Origin of the sequence: Sulfitobacter sediminis, from assembly GCF_040811725.1 — a bacterium.
In the GTDB taxonomy this organism is placed as follows: domain Bacteria; phylum Pseudomonadota; class Alphaproteobacteria; order Rhodobacterales; family Rhodobacteraceae; genus Sulfitobacter; species Sulfitobacter sediminis.
In genome coordinates this window covers 23,444-42,317 of the sequence record NZ_JBFNXX010000001.1, presented here as the reverse complement: position 1 = coordinate 42,317, position 18,874 = coordinate 23,444, and the positions used below count along the sequence as shown (strand labels likewise).

Below are 18,874 nucleotides of genomic sequence, written 5' to 3'. Positions count from 1 at the left end.
GGCGTTGTGGATATTTGGCAGGGATTGCTGCATTGGACATCGGACATAAGCTCAAGACAATCCGGAAGCAGCGCGGCCTGTCCCAGCGCGAGCTGGCCACCCGCGCGGGTCTGACGAACGGCACGATCTCTCTTATCGAGCAGAATCGCACCAGCCCTTCGGTTGCCTCGCTCAAGAGCCTTCTGGATGCGATCCCCATCAGCATGGCGGAGTTCTTTTCCACGATCGAGGAAGCGGATACGCCAAAGGTCTTTTACAGGGCCAACGAATTTACCGAGATCGCGCCGGACAGCGACGGGAAGCTCTCGCTGCGGATGCTGGGCGACGCCCAGAACCACGCGCTTCAGGTTCTGCACGAAACCTATCCGCCCGGTGGCGATACCGGACCAGAAGAGATATCGCACGAGGGCGAGGAGGCCGGGATCGTGGTGCGCGGCAGCATCGAGGTTACGGTCGATGGCCATTCCGCCATTCTCAAACCCGGTGACGGCTATCTGTTTGACAGCCGCCTGCCGCATCGGTTCCGCAATATCGGAGACGAAGTCTGCGAGATCGTGAGCGCCTGCACTCCGCCCAGTTTCTAACAGAAGACCCCGCAGCGAACTGCGGGGCCTCTTTCTGGTGATCTTCGTGGACTTAGCGGTCCGATTTTGATGCGCGATCGCTGTTCGATCGCTGAGATGTGCCGTTGCTCCTTTCGGAAACCTGTCTTCGGCCATTCGAGGTCAGAGTAACGATGATGATCGCCACCAAAACCAGACTTGCCAAGCCACCGAGGAAAATATCGATGTTCATGGTCAGTCCTTTCTGAGCTTCGTCTTGTGTTCCCAACGACACGGCGCGCGGACGGGTTCCAAGGACCAGGATATTTTTCTGCAGCGCGGCTACGACGATCAATAGTCGTAGACCGGTTTCTCTTCCTGCGGCACTGGAAACGAAATCTCGATGGTGTAGCGACCTTCAGCCTCGATGACGTTGATCTGACCGTTCAATTGCCGCGCAAATGCGTGGATCAAACGGGAGCCGAGGCCAGTGCCCTCCTCGTTGGGCGTGCCGCCGGTGGTGTTGCTGACGGTCAGCTTGGCCTGCTCGGGCCCTTCCTGTTCCAGGGTGACGGAAATTTCCCCTCCCTCAGCGGTGTGCTGGGCCACGTATTTCAAGGCGTTTGTCACCGCCTCGGAAACCAGCAGGGTAAGTGGCGCGGCATCGTCAGCTTCCAGGCTTACCGGGGCATAGTTCTGGTCGACCCTCACGTTCGAACCGGGGGCAAGGCCCACGGACAAAAGCTGATTGACGATTTCGTGCAGCAGCGCGGCCGCATCCACGCGCACGAGATTGTCGTTCTGGTAGAGATTCTTGTGCACCGTGGCGAGGCTGAGAATACGTTCCTGCAGGCGGCGCAGAACCAGCCGGGCGTTCTCGGTCTTGGCCTGACGAATCTGCATGTTCATGATCGATGAGATCAGTTGCAGGTTGTTCTTGACCCGGTGGTGAACCTCCTTGAGCAGGATGTTCTTCTCGCGCAGGCTGTCTTCGAGGATCGCCTCGTCGCGCAGAATGCTTTCGCCCATGCTGATAAAGGCGGCTTCCATCTCTACCAGTTCGGTGGGCACGCCGGCGCCCAGGGTTTCGCGCGGGAGGTTCCGGTTCAGCGCGAACCGCCGCATCTGGCGCACGAGTTTGCGGATGTGCCGGATCGCCAGCCGGTTGAGCGCCCAGAATGCCACAATGAGGCTTGCCGCCCACATGACGATGGGCACAAGCGCACCGAGGCGCGTGACGATCGAGGGATTCAGGAAGGGCGTGTCGATGGGCCATACGCTCACGGCAAAAACCGCGTTCTTCACAATCGGCGTTACGGCGTAGACGCGCGTCAAGCCGTCGACGTTTTCGGCCTCGAAAACGGCGGACTCGCGGTCGGTGAACACCGCGAGGGAAACATTCAGCGGTAATTCGCCGGCAACGGCTTGCCGCCCCTTCTCTGCCGTCAGGATTTCGCCCTTCTGGTTGAAGGTCATCAGGGCGATGGGCCGTCTGGCAATGGCCGGCTCCTTGATCGTCGCGAAGGATTCCATGGGAATGGAGATGGTGACGGCACCGACAACCTCAGCCCGTTCGAAGAGCGGCGTTGCCACGACCGTCACAGGTTCGTTGGTCACCGCGCCCACCGTAATCGAACGCGCCAGGCGGGTGGGGGGCGAAAGCACCTCGATCAGGCCCGGGTCTTCTGAAAAGTCAAAGGAGCCCTCGGCAGAGGAGCAATGCATCATTCCGTCCAGCTGAATGAAACCGACAAGGCTGTAGAAGGGATTTGCCGTCTGATAGTCGCGGAGAAATTCCGAGCATTCGCTCAGGTCATGCCGGTGCAGGCGGACGACCGATCCGATCGCTTCGGCGGCACCGAAAGCCTCCTGGATGATCTGGCCCTCCGCCGTCGCCGCCTGTTCTGTGATGGCGACCAGGGAAAGTTCGGCGTTGACGCGGTTCTGCTCGGCGATTTGCTGCGTCTGGCTGATCGCGATCAGGCCGATGGGCAAAAGTGCAAGCGAGAGGAAAAAGAGGACACGAAAGGCCAGTCCCCTCAAGAGGTCTCCGTTGAAGAAACCGGACGTCATTTCTAGAAGCTGGAAACCTTGGATGCCGACAAGACCGACATCGTGGCGTCGTCCGTCATTTCCATTGCTTCATTCTCATTCATGCCCAATATCTCGGCAAGCTGCGCGCGCGCCCGGTTTGTCCGGCTTTTGATGGTCCCGATGGCCACACCGCACATCTCTGCCGCTTCTTCATAGGAAAAGCCCGATGCGCCGACAAGCAGAAGCGCCTCGCGCTGCTCGTCCTTGAGTTGCATCAGGGCACGGCGAAAATCGGCAAGCTGCATGTGACCGTCGTGGGCCGGCTTCTCTGCCAGGCTCTCGGTAAAGACACCGTCGACGTCGGCGACCTCTCGCTTGGCCTTGCGGCGGTTTGAATAATAGGTGTTGCGCAGGATCGTGAAGAGCCAGGCACGCATGTTCGTGCCCACCTCGAACTTGTCGATGTTGGTCCAGGCCTTGACCAGTGTGTCTTGCACCATGTCATCGGCAATCGCCCCGTTGCGCGTCAGGCTGATCGCAAAGGCCCGCATCGCGGGCAGATGTTCGACCAGTTCGTCGCGTGGATCGGCAGTACTCATTTCGAAGAGCCTTGGCCGCTGTCCTGCTCCTTAAGCTGGGACAGCAGGGTCTTGAAGCGGTCTGGAATACCTTCTTCGAGCGTCTGTTCGAAAACCTTCTTGAGATTTTCGTCAATCGCCCTTTCACGATCATCTTTTTTCGGCGTATTCACAAGTCTGACCTCTGATTTTGCACAGGCGTGCACAGAATATTTCACTCGGATCGGAACCAAACGCGGCGTGCGGGCGTTTGGTTCCCAGAAAGTTCAAAAAAAGGACCGCGTTGATGAGTGACACATCGCAAGTACAATCCGTAAGCGACCAACTTGGAGCCAATATTCCCTATCTCCGTCGGTTCTCCCGCGCGATGACGGGCAGTCAGCAAAGCGGCGACACCTTTGCGGCCGCTGCACTGGAAGCCATCCTCGCCGATCGCTCTATTCTTGATGGACATGATGTGAAGGTCGGTCTTTTTAAGGTTCTTTACGGTATCTGGGCCAGTGCCGGTGCACCGATCGAAGACGGCGAGACGGGCGCACGCGCCAAGGCGCAACGGCGCCTTGCCAGCCTGACCAACAACAGCCGCGAGGCGCTGCTGCTGCACACCATCGAGGGGTTTTCGTTCTCGGAGGTCGCCAAGATCATCGGCGTCGATCAGGCTGAGGCGGAGGAGCTGACCAGCATCGCGCGCCGCGAGATGGCGGATAGCGCGTCCGGATCGGTCATGATCATCGAGGATGAAGCCATCATCGCAATGGATATCGAATCCATCGTAGCCGACATGGGACACCGGATCACCGGCATCGCCCGCACCCGCGACGAGGCCATCGCGCTGGCCCGCGCAGACACGCCCGACCTGATCCTGGCCGATATCCAGCTTGCCGATAATTCCTCGGGGATCGACGCGGTCAATGATATCCTGCAGGAGCTTGGCATGCGCCCAGTGATCTTCATCACCGCCTTCCCAGAGCGGCTCCTGACCGGGGACAAGCCAGAGCCGGCCTTCCTGATTTCCAAGCCATACTCGGTCGATCAGGTAGAATCTTCGGTTTCGCAGGCGATGTTCTTTTCTTCGACCGAAACGCTGAACGCCTGACATCGTTCTTGCGACGAAAAAAAGCCCCGGCCCGGTGCCGGGTTTTTTTTTGTGGAACCAACTCCTTCGCCTTGCGTTGCTGATTCAACTGAATGCAAAGCCAGGAGGATGACAAAATGGCAAGCACTGCCAAATCCACAGCGAAGAATGGTCGCGCGACCGACACGGATATTTCCATTGAGGACCTGTCGGCACAGATCGACATCCTGAAGGCCGATATCGCCAGTCTGACGGACGCGCTGGGCACTTACACCAAGGCCAAAGGCGCCGAAGCAAGCGAATACGCGAAGACCAAGGCGCGCGAGACAGCGCGGGCCGGTCGTGAGAAGGCGGTCGAGGCCCAGTTGCACGCCGAAGACTTCGTGCGCAACCAGCCGGCGACGGCGCTTGGTATCGCCGCTGGCGTGGGCTTTCTTGTCGGAATGTTCACGGCTCGCCGGTAAGATGTTCGACCGGTTCATTGATCGGGCACAGGATGCAGCCGCCCGGACCGCGCGCAAGGCCGCGCTCGGTCTGGGCGCCGTGCTCTGCCTGACAGTCGGGATCGCGTTTCTGACGGTAGCGGCTTGGTTGTTCATTACTTCGGTGACCACGGCGCTGAATGCCGCGCTGATCATCGGCGGAGCCTATTCGGGCGTAGGCCTGATCCTGATCGGGGTGATGTCGGCGAAAGGGTCCGCCGAACCAGAAGGTCGGAGCAATGCAAGTCAGACGGCGGCCGAAGACGATATCGGGCCGAAGATCGTCGAAGCCTTCATGACCGGCCTTCGGGCGGGTCAAAAAGCACGGTCCTGACCGCGGCGATCAGAGTCGCGCTGCTGAACGGGCGCTGAAGATAGGCCTGATTGTCAGGCGCCGGGATCAACAGATCGGAATGGTCCACGATGAACACCGTTCTGGATTTGTCGAAGGGATCAGGAAGGGCTGGCAGTGTTTCCTGCTCATTTGTCGAGACGATGAGCACGGTATCTGCGGAGGGACGGGTACGATGGCCGTCGAGTTCCTCAACCGATTCAAGCATGACAACGTCCTCCGACGGAAATTCCTCCGCCAGAGCCTCACTGATGTCTGCACGAACGAAGGGATCCCCCTCGACGACGATGAACGGCATTCTGGTACTCACCCTTTCTGAACCTGCAAGCTAGCCTCGCTGCGAAGCAGCCGCATTAAACTGTGACATACCCAAGGACAGAAATTAATGACGACGAAATGCAAGAACTGCCCCCTCCATGGCAAGAACCTGTTCAAGACCATGACCAGCGAGGAGCTGGCTGCCATGCAGCGTTTCAAGGTGGGTGAATTGACGGTTGACGCAGGCACCCCGATCCTCATGGAGGGGTCGAATGCCCCCCAGCTTTACACGGTGCTTTCCGGCATGGGGATCAGGGATTTGGCCCTGGAGAACGGCGAGCGGCAGGTGATCAACTTTGTCTTTCCGGGCGATTTTATCGGGCTTCAAGCGGGCGTTCTGGGCGAGATGTCTCATTCGGTTGAGGCCCGCACGCGCATGCGGCTCTGCGTGTTCGACCGTTCGGAGTTCATGGGTTTTTTCAAGACTAATCCGTCACGCGGCTATGATGTGACCTGGCTCGCGGCGGTGGAAGAGCATTTTCTGGGCGAGGCGCTCTCAAGTATCGGACGGCGCAACGCGATGCAGTCGATTGCCTGGGCGCTGGTGCGTGTGTTCATGCGCGGCGACGCGCTTGGCCTTGTGTCCAACGGCGAGATGCCCTTTGCCTTTACGCAGCGGGACCTTGCGGATGCGTTGGGTCTGTCGCTCGTGCACACCAACAAGACGCTGAAAAAGCTCAAGGAACGGCAGCTTGCCTCGTGGAATGAGGGCGTGCTGCGGATCAATGATATCGATGCACTGGCAGAGGTAGGCGTTACGTCAGCTGACACACCAATGAAGCGGCCGCTAATGTAACTTAACCATTTGTTTCAACTATTTTATCGGCAACAAAAGCGCCGCGTTCACCCGCTGGCATCGGCTGTCCGACGGTGCTGTCGGCCTTGGTGCGCAATTCGATCTGCGCGTTCAGTGCCGCACCATATAGTACCAGAAAACTGCTGATCCAGAGCCAGATCAACATGGCGATCACCGCACCGATAGAGCCGTAGACCTGGTTGTAGTTGCCGAAATTCGCCACGTAGTAGGAAAAGCCCACCGACAGCAGGACCCAGAACAGCACCGCGATGACGGCACCGGCGGAAAGCCAATGCACCCGCGCGGCCTTGCGGTTAGGGCCAAAACGGTAGAGCAGTCCGATGCCGACGAAAAGCACGCCGATGGCAATGACCCAACGGACGATTTCGACAAGAATGGTCCCGATCACGCCAAGCGGGAAGAAAGCCAGCACAACGGGGATCACCACGAGGCTGAGCAGCGCGACGATACCGACGGCGACAAGAGCGATCGTCAGCAGCAGCGCGCGAAAATAGTGTTTCGCGGTGTTCCTGTCGCGCTCCTTGTAGACGGAGTTGAGGCCACTGATCATCGCACCAACGCCCGCGCGCGCGGACCACAGGGCAAGGAAGACCGACAGCGCGCCGGCCCATCCCAGCGTATCGCTGCTGGTCGTCACGAGGCCCACCACCTGGGCGTTGAGGATCTCGTAGACATCGTTGGGCATGAAGGGGCGCATCTCTTCGAGTTGCGCCACCACCACCGCCGGATCGGCGATCAGGCTGAGCACCGCAATCAGGGCGGCAAGCCCCGGAAACAGCGACAGCATCGAAAAGAACGCGACGCCCGCGGAGATCAGGGCCAGGTTGTTCTCGCCCACGTGGGAAAAACTTCCCTTGAGCGCGTCCCAATAGCCGCGAAATCCCAATGTCGGGCGTCGTGTTACCAAGGGGATACTCCCTAATTATCCGGCAATTCCAGGTCGTCGCGCACCTGACCCCAGGCGACAAGCGTGAAGACTAGCGTGCCGCCGAAGATATTACCGGCCAGCACCGGAATAAAGAAGCCGAGGACGGCAGCATTAAACCCTAGTTCACCTTGCAGCACTAGCACCGCCATTTCCACCGATCCCGCCACGATATGGGTAAAGTCCCCCGCGGCGATCAGCCATGTGAAGGTCAGGATCAGGAAAAAGGCAGCCTCGTCGGCCTGGGGCAGCATCCAGACGATCAGCGCCACGATCACCCCTGCCGGGATGGCGCGCCAGAACCCGGTGGATGCGCCCATGCCCGTCGCGTGCCGCGAAAGCTCCTCGATGGCGGGCATGAGTTCGGCCGGGAGGGCCGGTGTGAAGACAAAGAGCGCTGCGGCCGCGAAGGCGCCTACGACATTCGCGGCCAGCACGATGGACCAGAGCCGCATCATCGACCCGAAGGCAGAGAGGGTGCGTTCACGCATGATCGGCAGCACCGTGGTGATCGTGTTCTCGGTAAAAAGCTGCATCCGACCCATGATCACGGCCAGGAAACCTAGGGAATACCCAAGATTTTCAATCAGGTAGCGTGAAGGATTGTCCGGCAAATAGGTACGGAAAATCGCCTCGCCCAGAACCGACAGGCTGATGAGCATGCCCGCCGCGATGCCCGACCATACGAGCGACCGTTTGGTACGCGCCAATTCTTCCTCGCCGTCCCGGCGGATGACTTCGTAGATCAGCTTGGGCGACAGCGCCGCCGCATCCTTGACCGATTTTTCTTCTCTTGCTTCCTCGGCGTTCTTGCCGGGCGCGTACTTCGTGACCAGTGGGGACATCTGCGTCAAATTCCTAGGTTTCGTTGCTAGGGGAACTAGCCCGCCAGACGGGAATTGACAGGGCAGGCTTGCAATCTTTGTGCCAAAGAACCAAGGGTTTGACGCAACTTCACCTGAGGACCTGCCGTGATCACGCATTCGCCCGATATGACCCGCGCCATCCGAGCGCGTTTCGCCCATGTCGAGAGCTGCCCCTTTCAGGGGCCGCGCATCTTTTTCGAGAACGCGGGCGGCGCGCTGACGCTGAAATCGGTGGTCGATACATCCGCCACTTTTGCGGCGATCCCGGACAATCAGGGGCGTGACAACCCTGCCTCAGCCGCTTTGGTGGAGACGATCAGGAAGTCCAAGGCCGAAATGGCGGTTTTCTTCAACGCCCCCGAAGGGCAGTTCTTTGTCGGCGAATCGGGCACAGAGTTGTTGTTCAGGTTGATCCGGACAGCAGTCATGGGCAGCGCGTCGGGCGGCAAGGTGCTTGGGTCCACGGTCGAACACCCGGCGTCGCGCAGCGCGGCGCAGCACTGGGCGGAACTTGCCGGGAAGCCCTACGTCAGTGTTCCCCACGATGACGAGACTGGCCAGGTCACGCCCGGGGCCTATGCCGAGCGGGTCACGCCGGACGTGCGGGTGGCCACCATCCTGCATACCTCTCCGGTGACGGGCATCGCCAACGACGTCGCCGGTATCGTACGGGAAATCCGCGCGGTCGCGCCCGACGCCTACATCATCGTCGACGGCATCCAGCATGCCAGCCACGGGCGGATCGACATCGCCAGCTACGAGATCGACGGCTACGTCGTGTCACCCTACAAGGTGTTCTCGCGCCATGGATATGGCGTGGCCTGGACCTCGGACCGGCTGTCCGGCCTGTCGCTCGAAGCGCTCAAAGATGGTCCGCTCGGAAACTGGGAGATGGGCACGCGCGACACGGGTGCTTACGCAACCTTTTCGGATGTCGTGAAGTACTTCGACTGGCTGGGCGGAGAAGTGTCGGGGGAAACAGCCCCCCGTGCCCGGATCGAGGCCGCAGGCCACGCGATCCACGCGCATGAAAAGGAACTGACCGACGCCATGCTGCACGGCACCGGCAATTTGCCGGGCCTCGCCGATCTGCCCGGCATCACCATTCTGGGTGGCGTCGACAACCCCGACCGCGAGGGGCTTGTCTGTTTCGCCCTCGCCGACATTCCCGCCGCAGAGATCGTGGAGCGCCTGAATGCCCAGGGCATCCGGACCCATGTCCGCAAGGCCGATCACTATTCGGGTAATGTCCTCACGCCCCTCGGTCTTGATGCGGCCGTGCGTGTCTCGCTGTGCCATTACAACACACTCGAGGAGGTCCGCAGCCTGCTTGCCGCGATGAAAAAGATGGTGGGATAAGGGATTGCCAAAGCTCCGGCATCGTTGAACGATGCGCCCATGACGACAGACCTTGCCAAAGCCATCGAGGGGCGGCGCGACGACCTGATCGCCCTGACCCAGGACCTGATCCGTATCCCGACGCTCAACCCGCCCGGACGCGACTATCGCCTGATTTGCGAGTATCTGGACAAACGTCTTACCGCGCATGGGTTCCAGACCGAGTTGATCCGCGCGTATGGAACGCCGGGCGATAGCGATAAGTACCCGCGCTGGAACATCATCGCACGTCGCGAGGGGCGGCACCCGGGGGATTGCGTGCATTTCAATAGCCATACCGACGTCGTCGAAGTGGGCCATGGCTGGACCTTCGATCCTTTCGGGGCGGAGGTTTCGGACGGCAAGATCTACGGTCGCGGCACCTGCGACATGAAGGGCGGTCTGGCCGCCTCGATCATCGCGGCGGAGGCTTTTATCGAGACACATCACGATTTCGCGGGGGCCATCGAGATCTCCGGCACGGCGGACGAGGAAACCGGCGGCTACGGCGGCGTCGCCTACCTGGCCGAGAAAGGGTATTTCGACCCCAAGCGCGTGCAGCATGTCATCATCCCCGAACCTCTGAACAAGGACCGCATCTGCCTTGGCCATCGCGGCGGCTGGTGGGCGGAGATCGAGACCAAGGGCGAGATCGCCCATGGCGCGATGCCGTTCCTGGGCGATTGCGCCGTGCGCCACATGGGCGCGGTCTTGCAGGAATTCGAGGACAAACTCTTCCCCGCCATGGCGGCGCGGCACACGGAAATGCCCGTGGTGCCCGAAGGCGCGCGGCAATCCACGATGAACATCAACTCCATCCACGGGGGCGAGGCGGAACCTGAGCCGGGGTTCACAGGGCTGCAGGCCCATTGCGTGCCGGACTCGTGCCGGATCGTGATTGATCGCCGGTTTCTGGTCGAGGAATCGCTTGAAGGGGTGAGGGAAGAAGTGACGACGCTGCTGGAAGGGCTGAAAGCCAGCCGCGCGAATTTTGAGTACCAGCTGACCGAACGCAATTCGGTGCTACCCTCGATGACCGACAAGGAAGCGCCGGTGGTGCGCACCGTGGCGCAGGCTATCGAGACCGTGATGGGCAAGCCACCGGAATACGTCGCCTCGCCCGGCAGCTACGATCAGAAACACATCGACCGGATCGGAAAGCTGAAGAACTGCATCGCCTATGGGCCGGGCATTCTCGACCTTGCACACAAGCCGGATGAATACATCGGCATCGACGACATGATCGACAGCGCCAAGGTCATGGGGGCGGCGCTGGAGACGCTGCTGCTGCCAAAGTCCGAGTGAACTTATGCACCTTGCGCCACCTGAACGGAACGCTGGCAACTGAAACATCTTTTGGCTAGCCTTTCCCCATAACCAATAAGGGAGAGACCCATGTTCCACCTTCGCCACATCCTGCTTGGCGTCAGCACGGCTGCCCTCATGGCCGGTGCCGCCATCGCAAAGGACGACATCACCGTCGCGCTTCAGCTTGAACCGCCGCACCTCGATCCAACATCCGCCGCCGCCGGGGCCATCGACTCGGTGCTTTATTCCAATGTCTTCGAGGGGCTGACCCGCTTCATGTCGGACGGTTCCGTTGTACCGGGACTTGCCGAAAGCTGGGAAATCTCGGACGACGGCCTGACCTACACCTTCAAGCTGCGGACCGGCGTGACATTTCACGACGGCACCACGATGGACGCCGAGGACGTGAAATTTTCACTCGACCGGATCATCGCTGAGGATAGCGCGAACGCGCAAAAGGCGCTCTATACCGCAATTTCCGAGGTCAACGTCATCGACCCCGCGACCGTCGAGGTGAAGCTTTCGGAGCCTAACGGCAACATGATCTTCAACCTTGCCTGGGGTGACGCGGTGATCGTGGCCCCCGAAAGCATCGAGAACATCAAGCAGCAACCCATTGGCACCGGTGCCTTCAAGTTCGACAGCTGGACGCAGGGCGACAGGATCGAGCTTTCCCGCAACGACAACTACTGGGGCGATGCCCCGGCACTGGCGAAGGCCACGTTCAAGTTCATCTCCGACCCCACCGCCGCCTTTGCCGCGATGATGGCCGAGGATGTGGACGTCTTCAGCGGCTTCCCCGCGCCCGAGAACCTGCCGCAGTTCGAGGCGGATCCGCGTTTCCAGGTGCTTGTCGGATCGACCGAAGGTGAGACGATCCTGTCCACCAACAACAAGATGCCGCCCTTTGACAACAAGCTGGTGCGCGAGGCGCTGGCCCATGCCATCGACCGGCAGGCGATCATCGACGGTGCGATGTTCGGCTTCGGCACGCCCATCGGCACGCATTTCGCGCCGCACAACCCGGCCTATGTCGATCTGACGGCGCAGTCGAACTACGACCCCGAGAAGGCCAAGGCGCTGCTGGCCGAGGCGGGCTTCCCCGACGGGTTCGAGACCACGCTGCACCTGCCGCCCCCGTCCTACGCCCGTCGCGGCGGCGAGATCATCGCGGCGCAGCTGGCCGAGGTCGGGATCAAGGCCGAGATCACGAATGTCGAATGGGCGCAGTGGCTGGAAACCGTGTTCCGGGGCAAGAACTTTGGCCTGACCATCGTCAGCCATACCGAGCCCATGGACATCGGCATCTATGCCAATCCGGACTACTACTTCCAGTACGACAACCCGGATTTCCAGGCGCTGATCACCAAGCTGAACGGCACCACGGACCCCGATATGCGGACCCAGATGATGGCCGACGCGCAGAAGATCATCGCGGATGACTACGTGAACGGCTATCTCTTCCAGCTTGCCGCTTTGGGCGTCGCCAAGGCCGGTGTGCAGGGTCTCTGGGCCAACGCGCCGACACAGGCAACAGATCTGACCGGAGTGAGTTGGTCGGAGTAAACAGGAACAGCACTCGATGGGCCCCGCATCCGCCGGGGCCCGTTGCATCTGGAATTCTGATGGCTGACCCCTTTTCGCCCTCCCCCGAACTCGCGGCCATTGCCACACGCTGGCTCAAGGCCTACGCGGCCAGAAACTCCAAGACTGCCGCGAACCTACTCTCCTCATCCGACGCGTTGACCTATATCGGATCGGATGAGGGCGAGCTTTTCACGGGTGAGAACCTGCGCGAGACGTTCGAGAAATACTCGGACGACCAGGCGGTTCTGATACCCGAAAATATCAACGCGACGGCATATGAAGCCGGTGATTTCGGTTGGGCTTTCACCACCTTGACCATTCACGCGCCGGAGGCCGAACTGCAGGTCGCCTTCCGCAACACCTTCATCTTTGCGATGGAGGAAGGCGTCTGGCGGATCGTGCATATCCACAACTCGAACCCAAAACCGAATATGGAGGCGATGGGTTACGAATTGAGCCGTTTCGAAGACCTTCTCGATGCCGCGCGCGCCGAGGAGATCGAGATCACTCAAACAGGCATTGCCTCGGTGATGTTTACGGACATCGTCGACAGCACCGCTCTGGCATCTGCCGTTGGGGATGCCCGGTGGCACAGGATCGTCACCGCGCACATCGGCCAGATCACGGCACTGGTGCAGGCCGAAGGCGGGACATTGGTGAAATCTCTCGGCGACGGAACGCTCGCCACCTTTTCCTCTGCCGCAGCGGCGATGCGGGCCGCTATCGGGATCCAGCGGACCATGGCAGATCAATCAGATGAGCCCAAGCTGCGCATCCGGGTTGGCATTCACACCGGGGACGTCATTCAGAAAGACGGCGATTTTGTGGGCACCGTGGTGAACAAAGCCGCCCGCGTGGCGGGGATGACAGAACCGGGCAATATCCGCGTCTCCGAAGCGACGCGCGTCATGGTTGGTGACGCAACCGGATTTACCTTTACTGACCCCATCGAGACGCCGTTGAAGGGCCTTGAAGGCGAACATCTGGTCCATTCGCTGAAGTGGTCATAACCTTACGGCAAAGACCGCCGTGAAAGCAGCGCAACGCTCTCCCTGATTTCCGACCGCACCACACCCTCTCTCGGCGCATCCTTCAGAGTCTTGAACCAATGTGCTGGCGGGTTCTTCCCCCGCCGGTTCCCGTCAAACCGCAGCCCGCGCAGCACCTGCTCCGCCGCTTCCGGCAGCACCTCCGGTGCCTCCAGCCCGTTCAGCACTCCCCAAACCTGCGCCCACAGTCGCCCGACGGACCAAGGGTTATACCCACCACCGCCCAGCACCAGCAGACGCGGCGCCATCCCCATCAGCCCGCGCAGCACATCCAATTGCGCGTTGTTGCTGAGCGCCATGTGCGACAGCGGGTCTTCCTCCAGCCCGTCAGCCCCGCAGAGGAGGACAATGGCCTCCGGCTGAAATGCCGCAACCTTCGGCAGGATCAATTCCTCGCGCACCAGCGCCATTTCGCTGTCGTTGAACCCGCGCGGCACCGGTAGGTTCGCGGCATTCCCGCCCCCGTCATTCTCGATGGGCCCCGTGCGCGGCCAAAGACGCGCCTCATGCACGGAGATCATCAGACACTCGGGATCGCCGCCAAAACCTTCCTCCACCCCGTCCGGGTGGTGCGCGTCGATATCCACATAAGCGATGCGCCGCACCCCCTGATGCCGCAGGCTCAGCATCGCCAGCACCGGATCGTTGAGATAGCAAAACCCGTTTGCCCGGTCAGGCATGCCGTGATGGGTTCCGCCAGCGGGGTTGTAGACGACACCGCCGTCGCGCAGAAGCTCACCGGCAAGGATCGAGCCGCCCGCGGCGGTGGCCGGGCGGCAGAAAATCTCGGGGAAGACGGGGTTTGTGACGCTGCCTATGTCATGGCGCGCGCGGTCTTCCTCGGTGGTTTCCTGCGTTTCCTCCACCCTTTGCAGGGCCGCGATGTAATCCCCGGTATGCCAGTTCGTCAGCGCCCTGGGCTTGGCACGGGGCGATGTGATGAATTGTTCCGGCGGCAACCAGCCCAGTGCGCGGCTGAGATCCATCACGGTTGAAACGCGCGGCACCCGCAAGGGATGCCATCTGCCGTAGGTTGAGTGGCGATAGATCTCGTGGCCAATGAAAACGGGTTTCTGCATGGGCAGAATGTATCCTGACCTCCGGGCTTTCCAACCTTCGCAAAAGAAAAGAGGGCGCCTTGGGGCGCCCTCGTTCCGATTGTGTGGTATCCGCTTAGCGGGTGCCGGCCATGCCTGCTGCTGCTTCGGACACCATGGCATCCCAGTTGCGCGAGCACACGCGATTCAGCACAGCGATCTCTTCGGCAAAGCGCGTCATGTCGTCGTCCGCGTTGGCGATCGAAGTTGCGGTTGCGGACCCTTGCGAAGCGGCGCTGTTGCTCTCCTCCTGTGTGGTACCTACGGAAGAAGCAGTGGCGGTCGCCGTGCCATCGGTCGGCTGGACGTTGTCGTTCATCGCGGCAATTGCCATCACGGCGATCTTGTCACGATCGGCGCCGCTCAGCTGGTTGTATTCTTCGCAGGTCATGGAGGTCGGATCCATGTGCGCGGCGGCGAATGCGGGGGCGGAAATTGCAGTCATCAGGGCTGCTGCGGCAAGGGTTTTGAATGTCTTGGTCATTGTTATCTCCAGTTGAATTCCAGTTGGGCAACCAACGCAATGTCGGGAAAATTTGTTCCGCTGGAAATTGGGGAAAATCCATGAAATTTGACAAAACTTTCGTAGTTACCTGAAATAAATTAGTATTCTAAGGTGAAATTTTTCTGTTACCGCTTTCCTCTCGTCATCATCATGTTCGCGGCCCCTCGTTCAACCTTGAGATAAACGCACCGTCTCACACCCGCCTCTGCCGAACATTTTCTGGACGGCGAGCGGCGCTGCTCATAACCTCGGCGCGATGTTGCGCTACACCCTGAAACGTCTTCTTTCGCTGGCCATCAGCCTTGCCGTGGCATCCATCATGATCTTCGCCGTGATCGAGGTCGCCCCCGGCGATCCGGCGTCCTTCATGCTTGGCATCAATGCCCAGCCCGAGACCCTTGCCGCCCTGCGGAGCGAGCTTGGGCTCGATGTGCCCAAGGTGCAGCGGTACTTTGCCTGGGTAGGCGGGATGCTGACCGGGGATTTCGGAACCTCCTACACCTACCGCACGCCGGTGATCGAGATGATCGGCGACCGGCTCTGGGTCTCTCTGCCGCTCGCGCTCTACGCCCTGACGCTCAGCACATTGGTCGCATTTCCGGCGGGCATTTATGCCGCCAGCCGCCGCGGTCAGGCGGGTGATATCGGGGTGATGGGGGCCACACAGCTTGGCGTTGCGGTGCCGAATTTCTGGTTCGCGATGATGCTGGTGCTGATCTTTGCGATCAACCTAAGGTGGTTTGCCGCCGGTGGCTTTGTCGGCTGGGACGCAGGCTTCTGGGCGGGTATACATGCGCTGACGCTGCCCGCAATCGCGCTGGCGCTGCCGCAGGCAGCGATCCTGGCACGGGTCATGCGGTCCTCCCTGCTCGACGTGCTGGGCGAGGATTTCATGCGCACCGCGCGGGCCAAGGGGCTTTCGGCGCGGCAGGCGCTCTGGCGGCACGGGCTTCGGAACGCGCTCATACCGGTGCTGACCATCATCGGGCTGCAATTTTCGTTCCTGCTTGCCGGGTCGATTATCATCGAACAGGTATTCTACCTGCCGGGCCTAGGGCGGCTGGTGTTCCAATCGATCTCGGCCCGCGATCTGATTGTCGTAGAGTCGGTGGTCATGCTGCTGGTCTTCTCGGTTATCGTGGTAAATTTCCTGGTCGACCTCGCCTATGCCGCCGTCGACCCACGGCTGAGGTCCCGGACATGAGGCGCAATCTGATCCTCGGCGCGTTGCTCTCGGCGCTTTTCCTGCTCGCCGCAGCGATCAGTTTCATCTGGACGCCCTACGATCACACCGCGCTCGATATTCCGAACAAGCTTAAACCGCCGGGCGGCGACTACCTTCTTGGCACGGATCACTTCGGGCGGGACCTCTTGAGCATGATCATGGTGGGCGCGCGGACCTCCATCGCCGTGGCGCTGGTGGCGGTGGGCATCGGCATGGGGCTGGGTGTACCGCTGGGCCTCTGGGCTGCCGCACGGAACGGGAGCTTCATCGACGAGCTGATCATGCGCGGTAACGATCTGGTCTTTGCCTTTCCAAGCCTCGTCATCGCAATCCTGATCACCGCGATCTTTGGTGCGGGCGCTATCAATGCGATCATCGCCATCGGCATCTTCAACATTCCCGTCTTCGCCCGGATCACGCGTGGGGCGGCACTGTCGCTTTGGCAGCGTGAATTCATCCTCGCCGCCCGTGTCGCGGGCAAGAACGCGGCGCGGATCTCGGTCGAGCATATCCTGCCCAACGTAACCAACCTGCTGATCGTGCAGGGGACCATCCAGTTCTCGCTAGGTATCTTGGCGGAGGCGGGCCTGAGTTACGTGGGCCTCGGCGCGCAGCCGCCGACGCCAAGCTGGGGCCGGATGCTCGCCGATGCGCAAACGCTGGTGAGCATCGCACCCCACATGGCGCTGGTGCCGGGCTTCGCGATCATCCTTACCGTGCTCGGTCTGAACCTAATGGGCGATGGGTTGCGCGATTATCTCGATCCCCGGCTACGGGTGGCGCGCACATGAGCCTGCTGTCGATCGAGAACCTTGGCCTGTCGATCCATCAGTTCGACATCCTGCATGACGTGAGCATTACCGTTGCCCCAGGCGAGATTGTCGCGATCACCGGTGAGAGCGGGTCGGGCAAGTCGATGACGGCGCTTGCCACCATGCAGCTGTTGCCAAAAGGAGCGCGCACAAAGGGCCGCATCCTGCTGGGCGATCGGGAGATCACGGCGCTGTCCGAGCCCGAGCTTTGCAAGATGCGGGGCAATGACATGGGCATGGTCTTCCAGGAACCCATGACCGCGCTGAACCCGGTTCAGACCATCGGACGGCAGGTGGCCGAGACCATCCGCATCCACGATCCCGCGATGCCGCGCGCCGAAGCGGCAGAGCGTGCCGCCGAAACCCTCGCACGGGTGGGCCTGCCGCAGGAGCGTTTTCCCCTTTCCCGCTTTCCGCATGAACTTTCCGGCGGCCAGCGTCAGCGCGTGGTCATCGCCATGGCCATCGCCCTGCGTCCCCGTCTGCTGATCGCGGATGAGCCGACAACTGCGCTTGATGTGACGACGCAGGCCCAGATTCTCGACCTGCTGAAACGGCTGGCCAAGGAGGACCAGATGGGCCTCCTGATGATCACCCATGACCTTGCCGTGGTTGCCGACATGGCGGACCGGATCGTCGTCATGCGCCATGGTGAGATCGTTGAGCAGGGCGAGACGAAGGCGCTGCTGCTGGGCATGCAGCATCCCTATACGAAGATGCTGTTCGAGGCCTCCGGCCACCAGGTCGCCCTGCCCGCAGCGCCGCCCCCCGCGCCGCTGATGGAGGTGAAGAACATCACCCGGGATTACCGCCTGCCGCGCACGAAACTTTTGGGCGCGCCGGGGCATTTCCGGGCGGTGGATGACGTGAGCTTCACAATCCAGCGCGGCGAACGGCTGGGGCTGGTGGGCGAAAGCGGCTGCGGAAAATCGACACTGACACGGGCGCTTTTGGGTCTGGAGCAGGTGCAGTCGGGAACCATCACGCTCGACGGTGTGCCCGTCTTCACTGGCAACAAGCCGAACCTCGCCGTGCGCCGAAAGATGCAAGTGGTTTTTCAGGACCCCTTTGGCAGCTTCAACCCCCGCCACAGGGTCGACCGCCTGATCACGGAACCCTTTCACCTGCTTCCTGATCCCCCCTCGGGGGCGGAGCGCCAGAAGGCCATAGACAATTCCCTCACCGCCGTCGGACTGAGGCCGCAGGACGCCACCAAGTACATCCACGAATTCTCCGGCGGACAGCGCCAGCGCATCGCCATCGCCCGCGCGCTGATCATCCGGCCGGAGCTGATCCTCTTTGACGAGGCGGTCAGCGCGCTTGACGTGTCGGTCCGGGCGCAGATCCTCGACCTTCTGGCCGAACTCTGCGGCGCCTATGACCTGACGTATCTCTTCATCTCGCACGACTTGTCTGTGGTGCGCACCGTCACCGACCGGGTTCTGGTGATGCAGGCGGGCAAGATCGTGGAGCAGGGTGAGACGGAGAAGATCTTCACCAACCCGCAGCACGGTTATACCCAGACCCTGATCGCCGCCGCCCCGGTGCTGCCAGACCTCGGAGCCATAGCATGAACCATCCCGTCAACCTTGCCCAGAATCTGAGCCGGATCAGCACCCATTGGGACCCGCACGTCATCGCCGATTACAACGACAATGACGTGATGGTCGTGAAGTTTCAGGGAGAGTTCCCGTTCCATTTGCACGAGGACACCGATGATTTCTTTCTTGTCCTCAAGGGAGAGATGGTGATGGACGTCGAAGACGCCTCGCACCCGGTCAGGGCGGGCGAGATATTCGTCGTGCCGAAAGGTGTCAGCCACCGTCCCCGGGCAGAGCTGGAATGCGAGGTGCTGCTGATCGAGCCCAAGGGTGAGCCCAACACCGGCGATCCTGCGACCGCCGCCAAGAAACCGAGGCTTTGAC

At 61.0% G+C, this 18,874-nt stretch carries 22 protein-coding genes; 13 read left to right on the top strand and 9 right to left on the bottom strand.

The features are described 5' to 3' along the window. The first annotated feature begins 32 nt into the window (after positions 1-32). Positions 33-584, top strand: a complete 552-nt coding sequence (locus AB2B41_RS00220; protein WP_367875713.1) for a cupin domain-containing protein — start codon at positions 33-35, stop codon at positions 582-584. 52 nt (positions 585-636) lie between these two features. Here AB2B41_RS00220 and AB2B41_RS00215 read toward each other — a convergent pair whose 3' ends face one another. The 4 genes from AB2B41_RS00215 to AB2B41_RS00200 all read right to left on the bottom strand — a co-directional run bounded on the left by AB2B41_RS00215 (position 637) and on the right by AB2B41_RS00200 (position 3,327). Beyond that, positions 637-795, bottom strand: a complete 159-nt coding sequence (locus AB2B41_RS00215; protein WP_367875712.1) for a hypothetical protein — start codon at positions 793-795, stop codon at positions 637-639. 98 nt (positions 796-893) lie between these two features. Further along, positions 894-2,615: a sensor histidine kinase gene (locus tag AB2B41_RS00210; protein WP_367875711.1), complete on the bottom strand. Its 1,722-nt coding sequence runs from the start codon at positions 2,613-2,615 to the stop codon at positions 894-896. A 2-nt stretch (positions 2,616-2,617) separates the two neighbouring features. Then, a complete protein-coding gene (locus tag AB2B41_RS00205) occupies positions 2,618-3,175 on the bottom strand; it encodes an RNA polymerase sigma factor (protein WP_367875710.1) in 558 nt (185 codons plus the stop codon). Then, complete coding sequence (locus tag AB2B41_RS00200) at positions 3,172-3,327, bottom strand: NepR family anti-sigma factor (RefSeq protein ID WP_367875709.1); 156 nt, start codon at positions 3,325-3,327, stop codon at positions 3,172-3,174. The genes AB2B41_RS00205 and AB2B41_RS00200 overlap by 4 nt, the downstream gene beginning before the upstream one ends. Before the next feature lie 113 nt (positions 3,328-3,440). Here AB2B41_RS00200 and AB2B41_RS00195 point away from each other — a divergent pair, with 113 nt between their 5' ends. The 3 genes from AB2B41_RS00195 to AB2B41_RS00185 all read left to right on the top strand — a co-directional run bounded on the left by AB2B41_RS00195 (position 3,441) and on the right by AB2B41_RS00185 (position 5,045). Beyond that, the gene (locus AB2B41_RS00195) at positions 3,441-4,250 is read left to right on the top strand and encodes a response regulator (protein ID WP_367875708.1); all 810 of its coding nucleotides are present in this window, start codon (positions 3,441-3,443) and stop codon (positions 4,248-4,250) included. A gap of 116 nt (positions 4,251-4,366) precedes the next feature. Continuing rightward, positions 4,367-4,693, top strand: a complete 327-nt coding sequence (locus AB2B41_RS00190; RefSeq protein WP_367875707.1) for an ElaB/YgaM/YqjD family protein — start codon at positions 4,367-4,369, stop codon at positions 4,691-4,693. A 1-nt stretch (position 4,694) separates the two neighbouring features. After that, a complete protein-coding gene (locus AB2B41_RS00185) occupies positions 4,695-5,045 on the top strand; it encodes a hypothetical protein (protein ID WP_367875706.1) in 351 nt (116 codons plus the stop codon). Here the strand turns inward: AB2B41_RS00185 and AB2B41_RS00180 are convergent. Then, positions 5,005-5,361 (bottom strand): hypothetical protein, encoded by a 357-nt coding sequence (locus AB2B41_RS00180; RefSeq protein WP_367875705.1) that lies wholly within the window; start codon positions 5,359-5,361, stop codon positions 5,005-5,007. The genes AB2B41_RS00185 and AB2B41_RS00180 overlap by 41 nt on opposite strands. A gap of 87 nt (positions 5,362-5,448) precedes the next feature. Between AB2B41_RS00180 and AB2B41_RS00175 the strand changes: the two genes are divergently transcribed. Next, positions 5,449-6,177, top strand: a complete 729-nt coding sequence (locus tag AB2B41_RS00175) for a Crp/Fnr family transcriptional regulator (RefSeq protein ID WP_367875704.1) — start codon at positions 5,449-5,451, stop codon at positions 6,175-6,177. Between the two features lies 1 nt (position 6,178). On the opposite strand, the gene AB2B41_RS00170 is transcribed toward AB2B41_RS00175, so the two are convergent. Both AB2B41_RS00170 and AB2B41_RS00165 read right to left on the bottom strand, forming a co-directional pair. Then, positions 6,179-7,105 (bottom strand): YihY/virulence factor BrkB family protein, encoded by a 927-nt coding sequence (locus AB2B41_RS00170; protein WP_367875703.1) that lies wholly within the window; start codon positions 7,103-7,105, stop codon positions 6,179-6,181. An 11-nt stretch (positions 7,106-7,116) separates the two neighbouring features. Next, positions 7,117-7,968, bottom strand: a complete 852-nt coding sequence (locus AB2B41_RS00165) for a formate/nitrite transporter family protein (RefSeq protein ID WP_367875702.1) — start codon at positions 7,966-7,968, stop codon at positions 7,117-7,119. Positions 7,969-8,094: 126 nt separating this feature from the next. On the opposite strand from AB2B41_RS00165, the gene AB2B41_RS00160 reads away from it, so the two are divergent. The 4 genes from AB2B41_RS00160 (at position 8,095) to AB2B41_RS00145 (ending at position 13,271) form a co-directional block, all read left to right on the top strand. After that, a complete protein-coding gene (locus AB2B41_RS00160) occupies positions 8,095-9,348 on the top strand; it encodes an aminotransferase class V-fold PLP-dependent enzyme (RefSeq protein ID WP_367875701.1) in 1,254 nt (417 codons plus the stop codon). A 39-nt stretch (positions 9,349-9,387) separates the two neighbouring features. Continuing rightward, positions 9,388-10,671, top strand: coding sequence for an acetylornithine deacetylase/succinyl-diaminopimelate desuccinylase family protein (locus tag AB2B41_RS00155; RefSeq protein WP_367875700.1), 1,284 nt, complete (start codon positions 9,388-9,390; stop codon positions 10,669-10,671). 90 nt (positions 10,672-10,761) lie between these two features. Then, a complete protein-coding gene (locus AB2B41_RS00150) occupies positions 10,762-12,240 on the top strand; it encodes an ABC transporter substrate-binding protein (RefSeq protein WP_367875699.1) in 1,479 nt (492 codons plus the stop codon). A gap of 59 nt (positions 12,241-12,299) precedes the next feature. Further along, entirely contained in the window at positions 12,300-13,271 is a 972-nt protein-coding gene (locus AB2B41_RS00145; RefSeq protein WP_367875698.1) for a nuclear transport factor 2 family protein, read from the top strand. 2 nt (positions 13,272-13,273) lie between these two features. Here AB2B41_RS00145 and AB2B41_RS00140 read toward each other — a convergent pair whose 3' ends face one another. Both AB2B41_RS00140 and AB2B41_RS00135 read right to left on the bottom strand, forming a co-directional pair. Further along, the gene (locus tag AB2B41_RS00140) at positions 13,274-14,389 is read right to left on the bottom strand and encodes an acetoin utilization protein AcuC (protein WP_367875697.1); all 1,116 of its coding nucleotides are present in this window, start codon (positions 14,387-14,389) and stop codon (positions 13,274-13,276) included. 94 nt (positions 14,390-14,483) lie between these two features. Then, positions 14,484-14,891 carry an HdeA/HdeB family chaperone gene (locus AB2B41_RS00135; RefSeq protein ID WP_367875696.1) on the bottom strand — a complete coding sequence of 136 codons (408 nt, stop codon included), beginning with the start codon at positions 14,889-14,891 and terminating at the stop codon, positions 14,484-14,486. 277 nt (positions 14,892-15,168) lie between these two features. On the opposite strand from AB2B41_RS00135, the gene AB2B41_RS00130 reads away from it, so the two are divergent. The 4 genes from AB2B41_RS00130 to AB2B41_RS00115 are packed head-to-tail and all read left to right on the top strand — an operon-like array spanning position 15,169 to position 18,873. Continuing rightward, the gene (locus tag AB2B41_RS00130; RefSeq protein ID WP_367875695.1) at positions 15,169-16,116 is read left to right on the top strand and encodes an ABC transporter permease; all 948 of its coding nucleotides are present in this window, start codon (positions 15,169-15,171) and stop codon (positions 16,114-16,116) included. Then, on the top strand, positions 16,113-16,928 hold the full coding sequence (locus AB2B41_RS00125; RefSeq protein ID WP_367875694.1) for an ABC transporter permease: 816 nt from the start codon (positions 16,113-16,115) through the stop codon (positions 16,926-16,928). The genes AB2B41_RS00130 and AB2B41_RS00125 overlap by 4 nt, the downstream gene beginning before the upstream one ends. Beyond that, positions 16,925-18,523 carry an ABC transporter ATP-binding protein gene (locus tag AB2B41_RS00120; protein WP_367875693.1) on the top strand — a complete coding sequence of 533 codons (1,599 nt, stop codon included), beginning with the start codon at positions 16,925-16,927 and terminating at the stop codon, positions 18,521-18,523. The genes AB2B41_RS00125 and AB2B41_RS00120 overlap by 4 nt, the downstream gene beginning before the upstream one ends. Then, the gene (locus AB2B41_RS00115) at positions 18,520-18,873 is read left to right on the top strand and encodes a cupin domain-containing protein (RefSeq protein ID WP_367875692.1); all 354 of its coding nucleotides are present in this window, start codon (positions 18,520-18,522) and stop codon (positions 18,871-18,873) included. The genes AB2B41_RS00120 and AB2B41_RS00115 overlap by 4 nt, the downstream gene beginning before the upstream one ends. Position 18,874: the final 1 nt, after the last annotated feature.